This is a genomic window from Kitasatospora sp. A2-31 (assembly GCF_022288725.1).
In the GTDB taxonomy this organism is placed as follows: domain Bacteria; phylum Actinomycetota; class Actinomycetes; order Streptomycetales; family Streptomycetaceae; genus Kitasatospora.
The window spans coordinates 132,051-148,629 of record NZ_JAKNTA010000015.1; the positions used below are offsets into that span (position 1 = coordinate 132,051).

The window sequence follows — 16,579 nt, forward strand, 5'->3', positions numbered from 1 at the left end:
TGACAATCGATCAGGTCCGGTCTAGGCTGGGCCGGGTCCGAACCATCTCGACGGGGCGGGCAGGCCGACCGAGGGGTAGGGGATTCCGGGGGGTCGGGCCAGCCACAGGAGCACACGGGGGGAAGAGCATTGTTCGAGGATCGGGAAGACGGTGAGCTCGACGAACTCACCGCGCACAGCGAGTACATCGGGTACGACGGCGACGAGAAGGTGGGCGCCGCGCGCCGGTCGGCCTCACGCCGGGTCTGGCAGCTGGCGCTGGGCGGGGTCGTCGCCGGGCTGGTCACGGTCGGCGGGTACGGCGCGTACAACGTGGTCGACGCCGTGTCGGGCGGCTCCCGGGGCGACGGCGACCACCCGGAGTCCACCGCCGTGGCGGCCATGGCGCAGCAGCCGCCGACCGCCGAGGAGGCCGATGCGGTGGCGCGGCAGTTCCTGGCGGCCTGGGGCCGGGGCGACGTCACGGCCGCGGCCGCCCTCACCAACCGTCAGGAGACGGCGCGCTCGGCACTGTCGGCGTTCCGCGAGGCGCTGAAGCCGCGCTCGCTCGCCGCGACCGCGACGGGACCGGCCCCCTCCGGCACACCGAGCGAACCGACCGTCGGCTTCCGGGTGAAGGCCGAGTTCGAGGGCGCGGCCGCCGCCTGGGAGTACGACGGCGCGCTGAGCGTGATCCGGGCCGCGGACGGCCGGGCGGTCGTCCGGTGGGCGCCGAACGTGATCCACCCGCACCTCGACACCGGCGAGACGATCGGCGTCCGGCAGCTTCCCACTCCCGTGGTGAAGCCGACCGACCACAACGGCAGGCCGCTCGACGCCTTCCCCTCGCTCAGGTCCGTGCTGCCCCGGATCGCTCCGCCCGCCGGTGCGGACTCCGTCGGCGGACAGGCCGTGGTGATCACCGACGGCACCGCGAAGGCGCCGGAGCAGTTGTTCGTCCTCACCCCGTCGAGCGCACCGGAGGTCAGGCTCACCCTGGACGCCGACCTGCAACGGGTCGCGGAGGAGGCGGTAAAGCAGCAGTCGGCGGGCGGGAAGCCGGCCTCGCTGGTCGCCGTCCAGCCGAGCACCGGCCACATCCTCGCGATGGCGTTCTCGCCCACGGACTCCCCCACGGACCAGTTCAACCGCGCCGTCTCGGGCGGGCAGCCGCCCGGCTCCACGATGAAGGTGATCACCTCGGCGGCCCTCCTGGAGGCCGGGGTCCGCCCGGACACCGCCGTACCGTGCAAGGACACCACCAACTCCCCGCGGGTCTGGCACAACGACGAGCGCGGGGACTTCCCCGACTACACCCTCACCGACGACTTCACGCACTCCTGCAACACCGGCTTCATCGACAAGGGCCTGGAGAAGCTGCAGCTCGGGACGGTCTCGACGGTGGCCCGCGAGCAGTTCGGCCTCGGCCTGGAGTGGCACATCGGCATCGAGAGCCGGGACGCCACCGTCCCGGTGCCGAAGACCAAGGACGAGGCGGCCGCCGAGTTCATCGGCCAGGGCACCGTCCAGGTGAACTCGCTGGCGATGGCCTCGGTCGCCGCCACCGTGCAGAGCGGAACGTTCCGCCAGCCCGTCCTGGTCCCGGACGCGAAGCGGGTGACGGCGCCCGGCAAGCTGCCGGAGGGCGTCGCCCGCGACCTGCGGACGATGATGTCCAGGACCGCGACCCAGGGCACCGCACGTGCCCCGATGTCCGGACTGACCGGCCAGATCGGCGCCAAGACCGGCACCGTCGAGACGGGCACCGGCAAGGGCACCAACAGCTGGTTCATCGCCTACCGCGGCGACCTCGCGGTCGCGGCCGAGGTCGAGGGCGGCGGCCACGGCAACAGCGCCGCCGGCGTGGCGGCCGCCCAGGTCCTCAAGGCCGGTGGGAAGGGCTGACCGCCCACCGGCGCGCCCGCCCGACGGCCGTGTGCGTGACCGCACCACCGTTGCGCCTGGCACTCAACTGGAGCCTCCCGCGGGCTGCCGGCAACCGTGGTTCGTACAGCTTCCTGCCAGAGCGGTCGATCGACTGTCCGGATCGGAGCCGACGAGGGCAACATGATTCTCGCCGGGCCCGGCTGAAGAAGACCTTTTGAAGCACTATCAGTCGATCTGAGGAGACACATCCATGCAGAAGACATGGGCTCTTCGTGCCGCCGCCCTCGCCCTCGGCGCGGGTGCCGCCATCGGCCTGGCTGCCGGGCCGGCCGGCGCCGCCACCAGTACCGTCGTGGCCAAGCTTGGCGACACCGGCCGCGCGGTCACCTGCGTCCAGCAGGGTTTGAACCTCGAGAACGCGGCCAACCTGACGGTCGACGGCACCTTCGGCCAGACCACCTACACGGCTGTGATCAACTACCAGGCCAAGCATCGCCTGCCGCAGACCGGTGTGGTCGATCACGACACCGGCTTCAACATCTACGGCTCCGTCTTTTGGGCTGTGCAGTTCAGGATCCCCGGCGACTACGCGGCTCGACAGACCTGGCTCGACCAGTGCGCCAGGGTGGTATCGGCCTGATCGACGGTCCGCCCTTGGCAGAGCACCGTGGACGACCGGGCGGGGGCGCGCACATGCGCGCCCCCGCCCCCCGTGCCACCCGCCCCGCTCACCGGAGCGCCGGGACTTGCGATCGCGGCGCCGGTGACGGCAGATCAGTGCCCGAGCCGACCGGTTGGACCGGTTGGAGGAGGCTGCCGCCCAGGACGTCCGGCTCAGGACGTCCGGCTCAGGACCATCATGCGCTCGGGGTTGGGCAGCGGCGTGAAGCCCGCCTTCGCGTAGACCCCGTGGGCGTCCTGCGTGGCGAGCAGGATGCGCCGGAGCCGGTACGGGGCCAGGTGGTCGCGGACGGCGCCGGCCAGCCAGGTGCCCAGCCCCCTGCCGCGGTGCGCGGGGGCGACGTAGACGTCGCAGAGCCACGCGAAGGTGGCCAGGTCGCTGACGACCCGCGCGTAGGCGACCTGGGCGCCCGCGGCGTCGAAGACGCCGAAGTTGAGCGAGGCACGCACCCCCTGCTCCACCGTCTCCCGACTGACACCCAGCGCCCAGTACGCATCGGTGGACAGCCAGTGGTGCACCAGGCCGACATCGATCCGGCTCGCGTCCGTGGACAGCTCGTAGCCGTCTTCCCTGATTGCGGTCATGAACGGACAGCATAGGAGAGGCCACTTGGAGATTCCAAGCACAAACTTGGAGGAACCAAGCACTCGTCCGCAGCACCCTGCAGCGTCCACCGACCGACGCATGACCGGCGCACGACCGATCCGTGACCGATTCGACCGCGCGCGGCCTCCCCTACCGTCGGAGACGACAGCGAACGAGCCCCCGATGAAGGAGCACCCCATGGCCGCCTACGCGATCGCCAACGTCCACGCCGTCGAGTTCGGGCCCGACATCGTCGAGTACCTCCAGCGCATCGACGCCACCCTGGAGCCCTTCGGCGGCCGGTTCCTCGTCCACGGGGGCCAGGTCGAGGCGGTCGAGGGCAGCTGGGGGAAGGACCTCATCATCATCGAGTTCCCCGACCACGACCGGCTGCGCGCCTGGTACGACTCCCCCGAGTACCAGGAGATCCTGCCCCTGCGCACCCGTCACATGACCGCCGACGTCGCCTTCGCCCACGGCACGCCCACCGGCTACCGGGGCGCCGACGCCCTGAAGCACTGACCTGCCGGCGCAGCTACCGCGCTCACCTCCTCGACCGCTACCGCGTGCGCCTCGGGGCCGGCGTTCCTACCGGGACGGGGCACAGAAGGGCCGGTGGGCGGAGTGCCAGAGGGCGGCCTCCTCCTCGGACTCGGTGTGCTGGCCGGTCGCCTCGCAGTCCTGGCAGGTGGTGGTGCCGGTCTCGGGGTCGAACGCGAACGGGTGGCGCGAGGTCACTGGCGGTCCCTTCGGGCGGGGCGGGGTGGTCCGGGGCGCGAGGCGCTGCAGGACGGCACGAAGCCGTGCGCGCCGACGGGGGATCCGATCGCGGAACGCCCACACCGACCGCACTGCCGTCCTGTCAGGCCTGCGACTCCGGACGATCTTTCCCCGACCACGCTACCGAAACGCCCGCCGCCGTCGACCGATACGAGCGAAATACGGGCCCGCGCAGGACGGGCCGCGCTTCGACGGGCCCGTCCGGCGCCCGGGGCGGGAACACCGTCCGCCCCGGGGTGGACAGCAAGCGGCGCCGACACCATCCAGCTTGCAGTGCGACTCGCACCCCGACTCGAAGAGGCCTCGGCCATGACCAGCGCAGGCGTCCACGCACGACTGATGACCGCGCCCGGCATCGGCACCTGGACCGCCGCCGAGACCCTCCAGCGCAGCAACGGCGACCCGGACGCGGTCTCCGTCCCCGGTCGGGTCTCAGGCCGCCAACGTGCGCCCGCGGGAACGGGCGAACCGCTCCGCCTCCACCTGATGCACGAGGAAGCGTCCGCCCTTGGGACCCAGCCGGATCGGGTTGGGGCCGTCCGGCCTGCCGACCAGCCCGTACAGCGTCGTCGCCGGCGTCCCAGTCGTCTCCCCGCGAGCCGCTGCACGCTGAACCACTCGACCCCGTCCGCCCGGGGCACCCCACCCCCCTCCCGGCGCTGCGCCGCAACGCTGCCCCGGCGCTGCTCCACCACTTCCGTCAAGAAGTCGCTCACCGACACCCCGCGCTCCGGCGCGGTGCCAACTAGCCACTCCGCGATCGACGCCGGCAGCTCATGCGTCAGCTGCACGAACGTGTCCCCTGCTGCGCCCCCGTCCAGGCCATGCCGGCGCAGCAGGGCGTTCTTCGACTCGAGGAGCTGGCGCAGCACCTCGAGGTGCTCGTCGGTGACGCTGTTGGCGGTGCGGCGTTCTGCGCTGGGACCGCAGCAACGCCCATAGGTCTACCGCGGGGCGTCGCTCGAGGGGCAGTTCGCGCCGTCGGCCGACAAGTCGACGGCCCAGCAGTCCCTGCACATGGAGAAGTCCAGCTCTTCCTCCTCGTTGCAGCCCTCGGGACAGTCCGGCAGGACGCACCGCTCAGGTCCGGGGCACTGGGGGGCGTCGAGCATCGCCTGATGGGCCACGCGCTGCTCCTCGCCGCGGCGTCGGCCTTCGGCGCACTCGGGGCAGTCAGGAACCGTGCAGGTGCCCCAGCCGGATCCGTCGTCGTGGCTGGGTTCGATGGCCTGGGCGCTCCACTCGGCCCAGCGCCGTTGGTCCAGCGCGGCCACAGCCTGCCGGTAGGTCTCGCCAGTGGCGGCCATCCGTTCGCGGACGGCCTTCTTGCGGGAGTGCTTGTCGGGCACAGGGACTCCCCGGGCGCGGCGACCTCGTCGCCCGCATCGCTGAGGCCGAGCGTGAGGGCTGGCTCGGCGAAGTCGAAGGAACGAAAGTCAGCCTCGCGGGTGCCGAGGACAAGCTCGCCCAGATGGACGCCACCACAGCCCGCACAGCCGCGGCGGTCGATCTCGGGATGCCTGGCTTCACGCCAGCCGCTGGACGCTCCAGCAACGCGTGACGACGGATATGCTTCGGTGGCTCGGTAGATTGGGAGCGCAAATTGGGGGTGCCATGAGTCGGCCGTTGCTGTTCCTCGACGTCGACGGACCCCTGAATCCGTATGCGGCGAAGCCCGAGAAGCGCCCCGAGGGCTACACCACCCTCCGCGTCCCACAGCAGAGCGGGGCAGCTGAGGGGCACGGGGCACCGCGGACCCACACGAGGCCACTACGGATATGGCTCAACCCCGATCACGGGCCGGCGCTGCTGGCTCTCGGATACGAGATCTGCTGGGCCACAACCTGGATGAGCGACGCGAACAAGTGGATCGGACCTACGCTCGGTCTGCCTGAGCTGCCGTTCGTCGACTTCGGTGATGCCCTGTTCAACGAACGCCCTGATGGGGTTCATTGGAAGTTGGAGCCATTGGTGGAGTACGCCAACGGCCGACCGTTCGCTTGGGTGGACGACGAACAGAGCGACGCGGATCTTGCACACGTGGCTGCGAACCACCACGCAGCCGTCTTGCTCCACCACGTCAATCCTCGGATTGGCCTGCGGAACGACGACTTCACTACCCTCGCGGCCTTCGCAGCATCCATCGACACGTCGACGGGCGCAGCCTGAGCTTCAAGCGCCCAAGCCCAGTTCAGAGAAGCCTGCGTCCGATGCCCCGTCCTCATCATCTCCCCCGCGGAGAGGACCCGGGCTGGTTGAAATCTGTGACAACCTCGCCGACCGGATCGCCGAAGCCCAACGTGAGGGCTGGCTCGGCGAAGTCGAGGGCTCTCCATCAGCCTCACCGCAGCGCAGGAGAAGCTCCACTAACTCGACATCCAACAGGAGCGAAGGGCCTCCCCCGTCTTCATGGGTATCCCCGGGTTCGACCAGATCGTCGCTCGCACGAACGAAGCACGGAACCTGTGAAAGCCGACCGGTCAAGCCCGCACGTTCGTCCGCGAGGATCACCGATCGTTGGGCTTGTGCCGCTCGCCCTCGGGGGTGAAGGTAAACGACCTGCGGAACGAACCCACTCCGAGGCGTACTGCGAGAAGCCGCGGTTGCCCGTGCTCGGGTGGCCACGAGTCAGCCCGTGGGCCGCTGCCGTTCCACAAGTGGAAGACCTACGGTTCCCCGGGGAGGTAACCGAGCGTCTTCCCGTACAGAGGGGGAGAACCGAACTCCGCCGTCACGTCCGCCCAGGTACGGTCCGCAGCGACCCACCGTCGGACACGGCCAGTGAGGGCCTCGTACGCCTCCCCCGTGAGAACCCGGTCGGGCTTGAGCCAGCCACTCTGCTGCGCGGACTCCGCATACACCGAGGCGATCTCATGGCAGTCGGCCTGTGTGGGGAACAAGTCCTGGAAGGCCCCGATGATGCCGATCGAGGTCCAGAGTCCCCGGTCTTCCCAGCCCCGTTGCAGCTGGGCCCACGCCTCGGGCCGGCGTTCCACGAACAGCAGGTGCTCAATCAGGATCCGAAGAGCCGTCTCGCCCCCGTACATCCCGGGTCGGCGAAGAGCGAGGTTGAGCTGGTCAATAAGGTGAGCGTTGATCTCTTCAGCAGCGGCAAGGAGAGCAGGAAGGGTCACCCGCACAGTCTTCCGCATGACGATCGCTGCGGACCGCACACGTGGATGACGATCAAGTGGTTGAACGACAAGTCAAATGGGCTGAATCACAACCCGTCATCGTGAACAGAGCCGCAAAGTTGGGTAGTTCAGAGAACAGCAGGGGACCGTCCAACGGGCCGGCGCAGCGTTCCCGCTAGACGTGACCGGGCATCGGGCCGAGGTCGCCGTGGTCCGCCCCGTACACCCGCCCCCCTCATCAGCGCCCCGTCGTCCATGGCCCGGACGCCCCGCCCGAGCCCCGGGCGGGCGCCGCCCCGCCCAGCATTCCAGCCGCCACCGACGAGCAGTTCTCGGGTGGTCGCCGATCCTGGGGCGGACTCCAAGTCGGTCCTCGCAGCTCAGTGGCTATGACCGAGGAAGGTATGCAGTGCAACAGGTGTGGCGCAAGGGATAGCGGCTGGCTTCAGTCGTCCGTGGTCGTTGGCCGAGTCGTCGGGGCCGAACGAGGTGGGGCGGCCGGTCTGAAACTCGGGTGTCCTGGGGGTACGGCCGAGCGAGCATTTCAGGCCTGCCCGCGCGTGCCTCGCCACGTCGGACCGCGCGGATGAGCGGGCTGAGGCCGGCCGGCGCGGCCATCGCCACCAACTTCGGCCTCTCGCCTACCAGCCCGAACACCGGTGGAGTGCCCTGTCACGACCCACTGCGATGATGACCGCCAAAGCCGACAGGAGGGGAACAGGACGTGATTGAGGTGGCCGAGCAGGTCGTCCGGCGGATCGGCACGGAGGTCGCCAGGCGGGCGCCGGAGGGCTGGACCGAGGCGATGCTGAACTGCGTTGCGGGTGTGGGTGTGAGCTCGAGGTCCGGTGGATACACCGTCGCCGGGGAACCCTGGCAGCCGTTCGTCCGCTACGACTTCTACCCCGAGCTGTTGAACCTGGCGGAGGCCATTCGCGCCAGCCGGGGCTGGGAGCACGCCGGCATGGAAGTTCGGTGGCGGCCAACGGGAGAGTTCGACCTCGTCGCATTCCCGGATGCGGTCACCAACGCCCACGGGTACGGCGCAGGCTTCCAGGTCGTGCTCGACCACGACTACCGGCTGCCCCAACCGGGCTTCCGACAGGAGCCGGGAACGGCCGGCCCGGCTGGCGATCCGTACCTGGCGGTGGCGCGGTTCCACGCGTACATGGAGCGCCGCGCGTCGATCCTGGGGCAGCCCGAGCAACTGCCGCCACCCGCATCGGCCACCGCACTCGACGAAGCCGAACGCCGCCTCGTCACCCCGCTGCCCGCCGACCTTCGGGCGCTGTACCTGATCGCCGACGGCGACGGCAACGGCTACGAGAACCTCCACCTGTTCGGCAACAACCTCTGGCTGTCGCTGGAAGGCCTCGTCGCATCCCAGGCCGAATGGAGTGAACCACTCTGGTTCGGGTGGGACTTGGAGTGGGACGCGGTCGTCTTCGATGCCGACCCCGCCGACACCGTCCGTCGCTGTGGCGGGCACCCGGGCTGGCTGCCCTTCGCCTCCGGCCAGGACGGTAACTTCCTGGCCGTGGACACCGCCCCCGCCTGCAAGGGCCGACCTGGTCAAGTCATCCAGATGGGCCGCGACTATGACCACAGCCCGGAGTACGTCGCGGACTCGGTGACCTCACTGCTCGGCCACTACCTGGACCTGCTGGAAGAAGGCGCCTACGAGGTGCGGGACGGCTCCCTCCTCTTCCCGGAGCCCGAGGTCGACTTCGACTGCAACGGGGGTACCGCCCAACCTCGCTGCCGCGCGTCTGGCGGGTGCCGATGTCAGTTTCGACGACGCGCTGGCCTGGTCGGCCCGACTCGGCCGTGGCAGCGGTGACGCCTTCCGTATGTCCGGCACCCTCGGCCTGAGTGGCAGTTGAGTCCATCCACGCAATCACCCAAGTCGCATCGGGGTGAGCTCGACCTCCTGGGCGCCGGCCTCGACGCGGGCCCGGGCCAGCAGCCCGGTGACGAGCAGGCCCAGGAGGTCAACGAGGCGGAGCGCTTCGTTGACGGCTGCGGGCGCGCGGGTGGGCGAGGCAGCGCCGCTTTCGACCACCAGGCGCAGGGTGGCCAGCGCGGTGCGCAGTTCGTGGGCGGCCTCGGGGTTCTCCTGGCCAGCTGACCACAGCCACCCATAGGGTGACGGGGACGAGAGAAGATGCACCATGGATCCCCGCATACCCCGCCTGCGTCGCAAGCTGGCCGCGATCCCGTTCCAGCCACTGCGCAGCCATTCCTTCGGAGAAGAGCAACACCAGTTCCGCCTCGGTCCGAAGCTGGCAGAAGCACGCGTCGCCGCGTTCGAGGCCGAGCACGACATCGCCCTGCCCGACGCCTACCGGCAGTTCCTCACGCACATCGGCGGCTCAGGCACGGCGCCGTTATATGGCCTCATGCCGCTGGAGCGGTGTTCCCTGCTGGTCATGAACCCGCGTGAGGAACGGGGGGCACCCCGCGGATTCGACGACGCAGAGTCCGGGCGTCACGAACGCGACCTCTTCCTCCACGTCATCGAAATGGGCTGCACCGACGTATGCGTCATCGCGGTGACCGGTCCCCTCACCGGCCGCGTCCTCATCGGCAACAGCGACGGGTTCTGGGGCCCCCACGTCTCCTCCGCCACCGACTTCCTCGACTGGTACGAACGCTGGCTCAACCACATGAGCGCCGGACGCGACAACCGGGCCCTCGAACTTACCTCACCCCAACTTCGCGCCCATCCAAACCGCCATCGCATGGCCCCGAAGATATGACTCTCCGTAACCACTTCACGGACAGTGAGCCAGAACCCGAGAACCGACAGCACTTGTACACGACTTTGGGCGGCACTCGAAGCTGTGGAGAAACCGTACAGTTCATGTCGTTGGGCACCGCGGGCCCCTGCCGGGTTGGCAGGGGCCCGCGGCAAACAGCAGAAGAACGCCAGGACCTGCCCTCGACGAACAGCATCCTGGCCAGCTCGGCTTATCGTCTGCCGGTGGCCCGGCGGCCCGGCCTCACTTCAGGTGCCGGACGAAGAACCGGGCCCCGGCGTCGAGTTCGTACTGCGGGACGCCGGTGTGCCCGCCCATGTTGGCGTGCAGGGTCTTCTCCTTGGATCCGAAGGCGTCGAACAGGTTCAGAGCCGCCTGTCGGTCGTTCCCTTCGTCATCCCACTGCAGCAGGATCTGCAGCGGAACGGTGACCTCGCGGGCCTCCTCGAACATGGCGGCGGGCACGAGGCTCCCGGCGAAGAGACCGGCGGCCGAGATGCGCGGCTCGACCGCGGCCAGCCGGACGCCGATGGAAATGATGCCCCCCTCATACCCGACCGGGCCGCCGATCTCGGGCAGCGCAAGAAGGGCGTCCAGGGTGGCCTGCCATTCCGGGACTGCCTCCTCGACCAACGGGAGGATGAGGGCGTCGACGATTTCGCCGCTGACCGGCTCACCGGCCCCGATCACCCGGCGCAGGTCGGCGCGGGCCTGGTCGAGGGCGGCCAGACGGGGCCGGTCACCGCTGCCGGGGAGCTCGATGGTGGCCACGGCGAAGCCGTACTCCGCCGCGTAGTAGCGGGCCCGCGCCGCGAGCCGGGGGTACGTCTTGCCCAGTCCGAGCGGCGGCGGGCTGATCAGGATCAGCGGCGCCGGTGCGGACGCGGACTCGGGCGTCCACAGGAAGCCGGGGATCTCGCCGAGGGTGAATTCGCGCTCGAGGACACCGTCGTCGAAACGCTGCTCAGAAGTGAAGTGCACGGTCGTGCCTTTCGGCAGTGCTGTGGAACGGCGCTCCCGGACGACCTATCGCCCGACCGTGACCCCGGAGGGGAGCACCCATGTCGATACTGCGTTCACGGGTACCACCTCCTCGTTCTCTCGCACGGCCTCGGGAAACGTAGCAGTCATCTTCGTGGTCCGCCAAACGGTTGCCGCCACAGCGCGGACCAGGAGATGACGTATCAGCTGACGAAGCAGGCCGTTTCGGTGGACGACCCGGGGCTGGCCTCGCTGGCTGCCGCGGGCGGTGCTGGGGCCGTAGCCCTGTATTGGGACGTGAGAGGTGCCTTGCCGGGCCCTGCCTGACGACGACGCAGCCGTCCGCGGACCTGGCAGCGGGAGTTCCTCCAGCTCCAGCCCCTGCTGTCGTCGTTGAGCACTGGCAGTATCCCTGAAGAGATCCGTTCCTATGGCCCTGCCTGGATCATGTCGTCCGCAGCAGTTGTCTGCGGCGCAGTCGCTGGAGCTGCCGTCTGAGGTGGGACAGGGGTGGGCTGCGATCATGGTGCTTAGCGTCGATCGTCGTTCCGGTATTCCACGCGGCCGAAGGTGCATCGATAATTCATCAGAGGAGACCGAAACGGCCAGCCGGAAGAACCGGCGGGCCGTCACAAACCTCAGACCTAATCTTGTGGCTGCCATTCGACGCAACTGGGACGCCGACCGCCAGAAAGCAGAAACTCCTTCACTGCTTGACGAACGAGTGGGATAGGAACTTCCGAGTGATCAAAGAATTCCGTCATATGCCACATGAAATGGTAAGTGGGCTTCACTCGTGTCTCCGGCGACCCGACCGATGAGACGTTTCCATCCTCATCCATGTAGGACACGATTCCCAGATTGAGACTCTTCTTTACGCCAACCAGGAGTTGGTGTCCTGGATATCCGGAAGGCGACGGGCCCCGGTCAAGCGAGTAGGCCTCGGCCAGTGTGGAGAACGTGTCCTCCCCGGCCAGGAGGTCGTCGATGAGCTCATCGACTCCCTCGACAGTGGTGATAATGGCCGGGCTCTTACCGTGACCTTCTTTGTATCGGGCCTCAATACCCTTGATCATTTCCACTTGGCCTAATCCCTCCCGTGCGAGTTCTTGGTCCACTCGCCAGGTTTCTTTGGATCCGGGTAATGTACCACGAGCGTCTTGTCGCCCAGTAGGGTGTCGAGGGCCGACCAGTTCACGGCCTGTTGCGTTGTCCACGCCGCTGAGCACGCTGTAGCCATCCCGGGACCCCTTGTTTCCTCTGGCGAATCCGGTTGTCCATCCGCCGGCCCATTGGGGGAGCTTGGACTTAGCGGCTTCAACGAGCGGGTCGAAGCAGGTGAAGTTGTGGACGAGGACCGGTATGTCGCCGGCCGAGACGTAGTAGGTGTGAAAGCTGGATGTACCGGCTCGGGCAGGTCCCGCATCGTGAAGTGGGTTGACCAGGCTCCAAGTCGCAGCACCTGCGGACCGTACGTCCCCATCGACGACAACAGCACGACGCGCGAGGATCAGAGCCATCGGGGAGGGACGATGACCCGCAGGCGGCCCGCGGCTCAGGCCAGGGTGACGTTCATACCTCTTTCGGCCAGGACATCGAGGACTTCCGTAAAGAGGTCGTAGGACTGGCCGTCCGGCGTCAGTACCCGGGAGAGGTGTTCCCTTGCGGTCGCGGCGTCCCACCACAGCAGGCTTGCAGGGGCGGTGTATCCGAAGGTGCCGCGCAGGCAGTCGACGAGGGCGTCCAAGCAGCCGCCGAAGTAGCCGCCCGGCCCGTTCACCGCCTCGCCGAGGGCCAGGTAGAGGCCGGGTTCGTCGGTGATGTGCCGGCCGTCGAGTTCGTAGGCGTGACCAGCTGGCCGATCGCGGAGGGTTCGCCAGCAGGCCCGTTCACGGACGAGGTCGAGCCAGGCCCCGCGGCGCCGGGTGTCGAGGTCGACCCAGGCACCCAGGGTGTCCGGCGGCCGGGCGAACCACCGTTCCCAGATGGGCCGGGCGTATTCGGGAACGGGCGAAAAGAGTCCCCCGTCGAGCTCCAGGTCGATCAGATCCATCCCGAGGGAGGATGGGCGCCAGCCCCTGATTCTGGTCCACAGCAGTCGATCGGTGAGCGGCTCGCCCCGGTCGTCCCTTATCTCCAAGGCTGCCTGCTCCAGGTCCAGCGCCTGCCGGGTGCCCTTCCTCAACGCCGCCTGAAGTTGTTCCCCCGGGGCGAGCCCCCGAAGGACGAGCGGGGGCGCCGACCGTTTCGCTGGCAGGACGCGGGTGAATTCCCGACAGGAGCCCAGCCATCGGTGCCCGTCGTGCACTCGTACCGGGCCCCGGTATCCCTCGGGTGGTCCTTCGTAGTCGTCCAGGCCAGTGAGCACGAGACTGTCCGTCCCGGGCTGCTGCCCCAGGCTCTCCGTGTCCTCCAACAGCCAGGAATCAAGCGCCTTGTCTTCCGGCACCAACCACACCCGGCTGCCGACCCAACTGCGTACCTCCGTTTGGGGAACCCAGCCGAACAGCTCGTAGGTCCCGCGCTGGGATTCCCCGAACAGCCCTTCCGCCTCGGCGCAGACGCCCCAGGCACGGCCGTGCTCCGTCTCGACCAGCGTGTACCGCATCCGCGCGCGATGGCTTCCGTCCTCATGCACGACCGGAATCATGCCGTGACCAGGACCCCGCGGCGAAGCCATTTCCCCTGTAGATGGTCACGGCGCCTCGGAGCATCGCGGTCATTGACCACCCGTACACAAGCGATCCCCCGCGGAAACGCGTCCAGGCCCTCGACCAGGTCCCACAGCCGCCCGTACAGATCACGGTGATCTGGGCGGATTCCGCCTACGCGGGCGAACTCGTCGATTGGGCGATGCGGGAGCTTGGCAACACTCTCAAGATCGTCCGGCGGCCGCCGGACGGTCAGGGCTTCATCGTGCTGCCCCGCCGCTGGGTGGTGGAACGCAGTCTGGCGTAGTTTATGCGAGCGCGCTGTAACTGCCGTGATTACGAACGCCTGCCTGCCTACGCCGAGGCCCACCTCCTCTGGAGCGCCATCACTCTCATGACCCGCCGGCTCGCCCGCAGTCGCGCCGCGGGAACGGAAACCGGTCCGGTCGCGCTTGCCGCGTGACCTGCCGTTTCCCCATCCCATCGCGAGGCCGCAGTGTGGATGGGGAAACGGGCGTGCAGACGGACGGGGCTCTGCTCAGGGGGTCAGCCGGTTGGGGCCGCGGAAGAGGAACACCGCCTCCCGGATCGAGTCCAGGCCGAGCATCACCATCAGGAGCCGGCTCAGGCCCGCGCCGAAGCCGCCGTGGGGCGGGCATCCGAAGCGGAAGACGTTCAGGTAGTCCTGCATCGACCCGGTGTCCACGCCCTTCTCCTCGGTCTGCTTGAGCAGGACGTCCGAGCGGTGTTCGCGCTGAGCGCCGGTGGTGACTTCCAGTCCCTTCCAGAGCAGGTCGAAGCTGAGCGTGAGGTCGGGCCGGTCGGCCGGGCGCATGTGGTAGAAGGGCCGAACGCTTGCCGGATAGTGGGTGACGAACAGGAACTCATGGCCGAAGCGCTCCCGCGCCCAGGCGGCGATGCGGCGTTCGCCGTCCGGGTCCAGGTCCTCCTTCACTCCTTCCGGGTCCCACCCCCCTGCTCGCAGGACCTTCTGCGCCCGCGCCATGGTGATGCGGGGGAACGGCACCTGTGGCACCACCACCTCGACGCCGAACACCGCACGGATGCTCTCGCCGTGCGCCTCGGCGACTCTGGCGACGGCATGGGCGAGCATCCGCTCCTCGAAGGCCATCACCTCCTCGACGTCGTCGATCCACGACAGTTCCACGTCCACGCCGGTGAACTCCGTGGCATGGCGGGAGGTGAAGGACGGCTCAGCCCGGAAGACCGGCCCGATCTCGAACACACGGTCAATGCCGGCGGCCACGGCCATCTGCTTGTAGAACTGCGGCGACTGGGCGAGGTAGGCGGAGCGGTCGAAGTACCCGAGCCTGAACACCTCCGCACCGGACTCGGACGCGCTGCCCATCAGTTTGGGGGTGTGCAGCTCGGTGCAGCCTTGCCGGGCGGCGTACTCGCGCAGCCCCTGCTCGAATGTGGTCTGCACGGCGAACAGAAGGCCGGCCTGCGGACGCCTGCGAATGTCGAGGAACCGCCAGTCGAGCCGGTGCTCCGGGCCCGACCGGTCGTCGATCGGCAGCGGCGTCTCCGCGCGGTTCAGTACCTCGATGTTCTCCGGCACGATCTCCAGGCCGCCCAGCTTTACCTGGGGCGCCTCTACCACGCGCCCCGAGATCCGTACGGCGGACTCGGGGGTGAGTGAGTCGAGGAGGGCGTCGAGAGGGCCGCCGTCGCGGCGGTGGGTCACCTGTGTCATACCGGAGTGGTCCCGCAGGACGAGGAACTGCATCGTCCGCTGGAGGCGGAGCGCGTGCACCCAGCCCGAGACGGAGACGGTCCGGCCGAGGTGACCCGGTAAGGCGGAGGTGAGGACGCGGGTTGTGGTGTGGATCATCGCAGCTCTCCAAAGCTGTCGTCATGATCCCTTGGGAGTGCGGGCGAGAAGGGAACTCGCGGTGCCACCGCACTTTCACCGCCTGAAGGCGGTCTCGTTCAGCCCTGTGACGGGGGCGAACCGGCGGGGCATCGGACCCGAAGGCCGTTCCTCCCCGCACTCGGGAGGGTCTTCACCTCGGGCACGAGTCCGCCTTCCCAGCTTCCGGCGGCTCTCTCTGCTCGCGTGGTCCTCGGCTACTCGTCTCCGTCAACGCGTTGCCGACGAGGATAGAGACTCCGATCTGCCCACGCAACGCAAAACAGCAACACGCGCCCCGCTGGCCCACATTCGGCCGACAAGCCGACTCTGACCTCTACAGGGAAGCTTCGACTACCAGCACACCTTTCAATCCAGCCGTTCGGATATCCATCACCGTGACGCCAAACCGAACGCCACACCGGTAGCCCTCACCCGCCATGCGTCTGAACTGCGGAATACTGATGGCATCGCGTATTAGATCGTCGTGAGCCGCCCAGGCAGGCGGTGCAGGAACGAGGAGTCTGCAGCCCAGATCGTCGGTGAAGACTCAGCCGCGCAGATGAGCCAGAAGCCTGGCGCTCGCCGGGTAAGGGCGTTCTGCGGGGAGGAGTTGGTGGGCGGCGTCCAGAGCTCCGTCCCTGACGTGGGCATGGATCGTGTGCGCGAGCGTGGTGACGTCGCTGATCGAGACGATCCACTCCTCCGCGTAGCGCTCGGCGGCTTCGCCGGCGAGGCCGAGTTGCAGGGAGCGGTGAGCAAGCGGTTGTAGGTGCAGGTCGCGTTCGGGGTCCCACTGCACTCGGGCCGGAGCTCGCTTGAGCTGGCGTTTCCAGGTGGCGCGGTCGGGATGCAGCCCGTGCTCGTAGTGGGCCAGGCAGGCGTTTTCCAAGGCCCAGTCGAAGCCCTCTCGGGTGATTTCGATCGCGAGGACGGTCTCCTGGCCTTCCTTGGCAGCCCATCCGCAGCGATACATCATCCAGAGGAACGACGGCTTGATCCACGTCATTCGGTCCCGCTGCCAGGTCGCGGGAAACCGGCCGTCGAGTGCGGCGGGCAGGCCGATCTCCGGTGCGTATGCCTGGTAGACCGTCACGCTGGTGGCCGTGTGGAGGGCGCGGATCTGATGCTTGGGTTCTGACACGGTGACCAGAGTCGATGTTGGGTGCGTCTCGCGCCATCGAATTACCAGGTGGGATGAGACTGGTTGAGCACTGAGCGAGGTCAGGCTTTCCGGGCTCGGCGTCGGTGGGAGGCATCTCTGCTGG

General features: G+C 68.5%; 17 protein-coding genes. 7 read left to right on the forward strand and 10 right to left on the reverse strand.

Features of this window, described 5'->3' with window-relative positions:
* Positions 1 to 129 precede the first annotated feature (129 nt).
* Both MCM47_RS32120 and MCM47_RS32125 read left to right on the forward strand, forming a co-directional pair.
* Positions 130 to 1,884, forward strand: a complete 1,755-nt coding sequence (locus MCM47_RS32120; protein WP_238949438.1) for a penicillin-binding transpeptidase domain-containing protein — start codon at positions 130 to 132, stop codon at positions 1,882 to 1,884.
* A gap of 232 nt (positions 1,885 to 2,116) precedes the next feature.
* Positions 2,117 to 2,506 carry a peptidoglycan-binding protein gene (locus MCM47_RS32125; RefSeq protein WP_238949441.1) on the forward strand — a complete coding sequence of 130 codons (390 nt, stop codon included), beginning with the start codon at positions 2,117 to 2,119 and terminating at the stop codon, positions 2,504 to 2,506.
* A gap of 194 nt (positions 2,507 to 2,700) precedes the next feature.
* Here MCM47_RS32125 and MCM47_RS32130 read toward each other — a convergent pair whose 3' ends face one another.
* Positions 2,701 to 3,132, reverse strand: coding sequence for a GNAT family N-acetyltransferase (locus MCM47_RS32130; RefSeq protein ID WP_238949442.1), 432 nt, complete (start codon positions 3,130 to 3,132; stop codon positions 2,701 to 2,703).
* Between the two features lie 184 nt (positions 3,133 to 3,316).
* On the opposite strand from MCM47_RS32130, the gene MCM47_RS32135 reads away from it, so the two are divergent.
* Positions 3,317 to 3,655 carry a DUF1330 domain-containing protein gene (locus MCM47_RS32135; protein WP_238949444.1) on the forward strand — a complete coding sequence of 113 codons (339 nt, stop codon included), beginning with the start codon at positions 3,317 to 3,319 and terminating at the stop codon, positions 3,653 to 3,655.
* Positions 3,656 to 3,721: 66 nt separating this feature from the next.
* On the opposite strand, the gene MCM47_RS32140 is transcribed toward MCM47_RS32135, so the two are convergent.
* Positions 3,722 to 3,871: a hypothetical protein gene (locus MCM47_RS32140; protein ID WP_238949446.1), complete on the reverse strand. Its 150-nt coding sequence runs from the start codon at positions 3,869 to 3,871 to the stop codon at positions 3,722 to 3,724.
* Between the two features lie 986 nt (positions 3,872 to 4,857).
* Positions 4,858 to 5,262: a hypothetical protein gene (locus MCM47_RS32145; protein WP_238949449.1), complete on the reverse strand. Its 405-nt coding sequence runs from the start codon at positions 5,260 to 5,262 to the stop codon at positions 4,858 to 4,860.
* 265 nt (positions 5,263 to 5,527) lie between these two features.
* Here MCM47_RS32145 and MCM47_RS32150 point away from each other — a divergent pair, with 265 nt between their 5' ends.
* Positions 5,528 to 6,082 carry a hypothetical protein gene (locus MCM47_RS32150; RefSeq protein ID WP_238949451.1) on the forward strand — a complete coding sequence of 185 codons (555 nt, stop codon included), beginning with the start codon at positions 5,528 to 5,530 and terminating at the stop codon, positions 6,080 to 6,082.
* Between the two features lie 497 nt (positions 6,083 to 6,579).
* Here MCM47_RS32150 and MCM47_RS32155 read toward each other — a convergent pair whose 3' ends face one another.
* Entirely contained in the window at positions 6,580 to 7,047 is a 468-nt protein-coding gene (locus MCM47_RS32155; RefSeq protein WP_238949453.1) for a hypothetical protein, read from the reverse strand.
* A gap of 724 nt (positions 7,048 to 7,771) precedes the next feature.
* On the opposite strand from MCM47_RS32155, the gene MCM47_RS43520 reads away from it, so the two are divergent.
* Positions 7,772 to 8,887, forward strand: coding sequence for an SMI1/KNR4 family protein (locus MCM47_RS43520; RefSeq protein ID WP_238949455.1), 1,116 nt, complete (start codon positions 7,772 to 7,774; stop codon positions 8,885 to 8,887).
* Between the two features lie 57 nt (positions 8,888 to 8,944).
* Here MCM47_RS43520 and MCM47_RS32165 read toward each other — a convergent pair whose 3' ends face one another.
* A complete protein-coding gene (locus MCM47_RS32165) occupies positions 8,945 to 9,220 on the reverse strand; it encodes a hypothetical protein (protein ID WP_238949458.1) in 276 nt (91 codons plus the stop codon).
* On the opposite strand from MCM47_RS32165, the gene MCM47_RS32170 reads away from it, so the two are divergent.
* Entirely contained in the window at positions 9,219 to 9,806 is a 588-nt protein-coding gene (locus MCM47_RS32170; protein ID WP_238949460.1) for an SMI1/KNR4 family protein, read from the forward strand. The genes MCM47_RS32165 and MCM47_RS32170 overlap by 2 nt on opposite strands.
* A gap of 243 nt (positions 9,807 to 10,049) precedes the next feature.
* Here MCM47_RS32170 and MCM47_RS32175 read toward each other — a convergent pair whose 3' ends face one another.
* The 3 genes from MCM47_RS32175 to MCM47_RS32185 form a co-directional block, all read right to left on the reverse strand.
* Positions 10,050 to 10,787: an alpha/beta hydrolase gene (locus MCM47_RS32175; protein ID WP_238949462.1), complete on the reverse strand. Its 738-nt coding sequence runs from the start codon at positions 10,785 to 10,787 to the stop codon at positions 10,050 to 10,052.
* 644 nt (positions 10,788 to 11,431) lie between these two features.
* On the reverse strand, positions 11,432 to 11,863 hold the full coding sequence (locus tag MCM47_RS32180; protein ID WP_238949560.1) for an Imm1 family immunity protein: 432 nt from the start codon (positions 11,861 to 11,863) through the stop codon (positions 11,432 to 11,434).
* Positions 11,864 to 12,342: 479 nt separating this feature from the next.
* Positions 12,343 to 13,437, reverse strand: a complete 1,095-nt coding sequence (locus MCM47_RS32185) for a barstar family protein (RefSeq protein WP_238949464.1) — start codon at positions 13,435 to 13,437, stop codon at positions 12,343 to 12,345.
* A gap of 155 nt (positions 13,438 to 13,592) precedes the next feature.
* Between MCM47_RS32185 and MCM47_RS32190 the strand changes: the two genes are divergently transcribed.
* Positions 13,593 to 13,745 carry a hypothetical protein gene (locus tag MCM47_RS32190; RefSeq protein WP_238949466.1) on the forward strand — a complete coding sequence of 51 codons (153 nt, stop codon included), beginning with the start codon at positions 13,593 to 13,595 and terminating at the stop codon, positions 13,743 to 13,745.
* A gap of 231 nt (positions 13,746 to 13,976) precedes the next feature.
* On the opposite strand, the gene aspS is transcribed toward MCM47_RS32190, so the two are convergent.
* Both aspS and MCM47_RS32200 read right to left on the reverse strand, forming a co-directional pair.
* The gene (aspS, locus tag MCM47_RS32195) at positions 13,977 to 15,293 is read right to left on the reverse strand and encodes an aspartate--tRNA(Asn) ligase (protein WP_238949469.1); all 1,317 of its coding nucleotides are present in this window, start codon (positions 15,291 to 15,293) and stop codon (positions 13,977 to 13,979) included.
* A gap of 568 nt (positions 15,294 to 15,861) precedes the next feature.
* Positions 15,862 to 16,455 (reverse strand): DUF4291 domain-containing protein, encoded by a 594-nt coding sequence (locus MCM47_RS32200; protein ID WP_238949471.1) that lies wholly within the window; start codon positions 16,453 to 16,455, stop codon positions 15,862 to 15,864.
* Positions 16,456 to 16,579 lie beyond the last annotated feature (124 nt).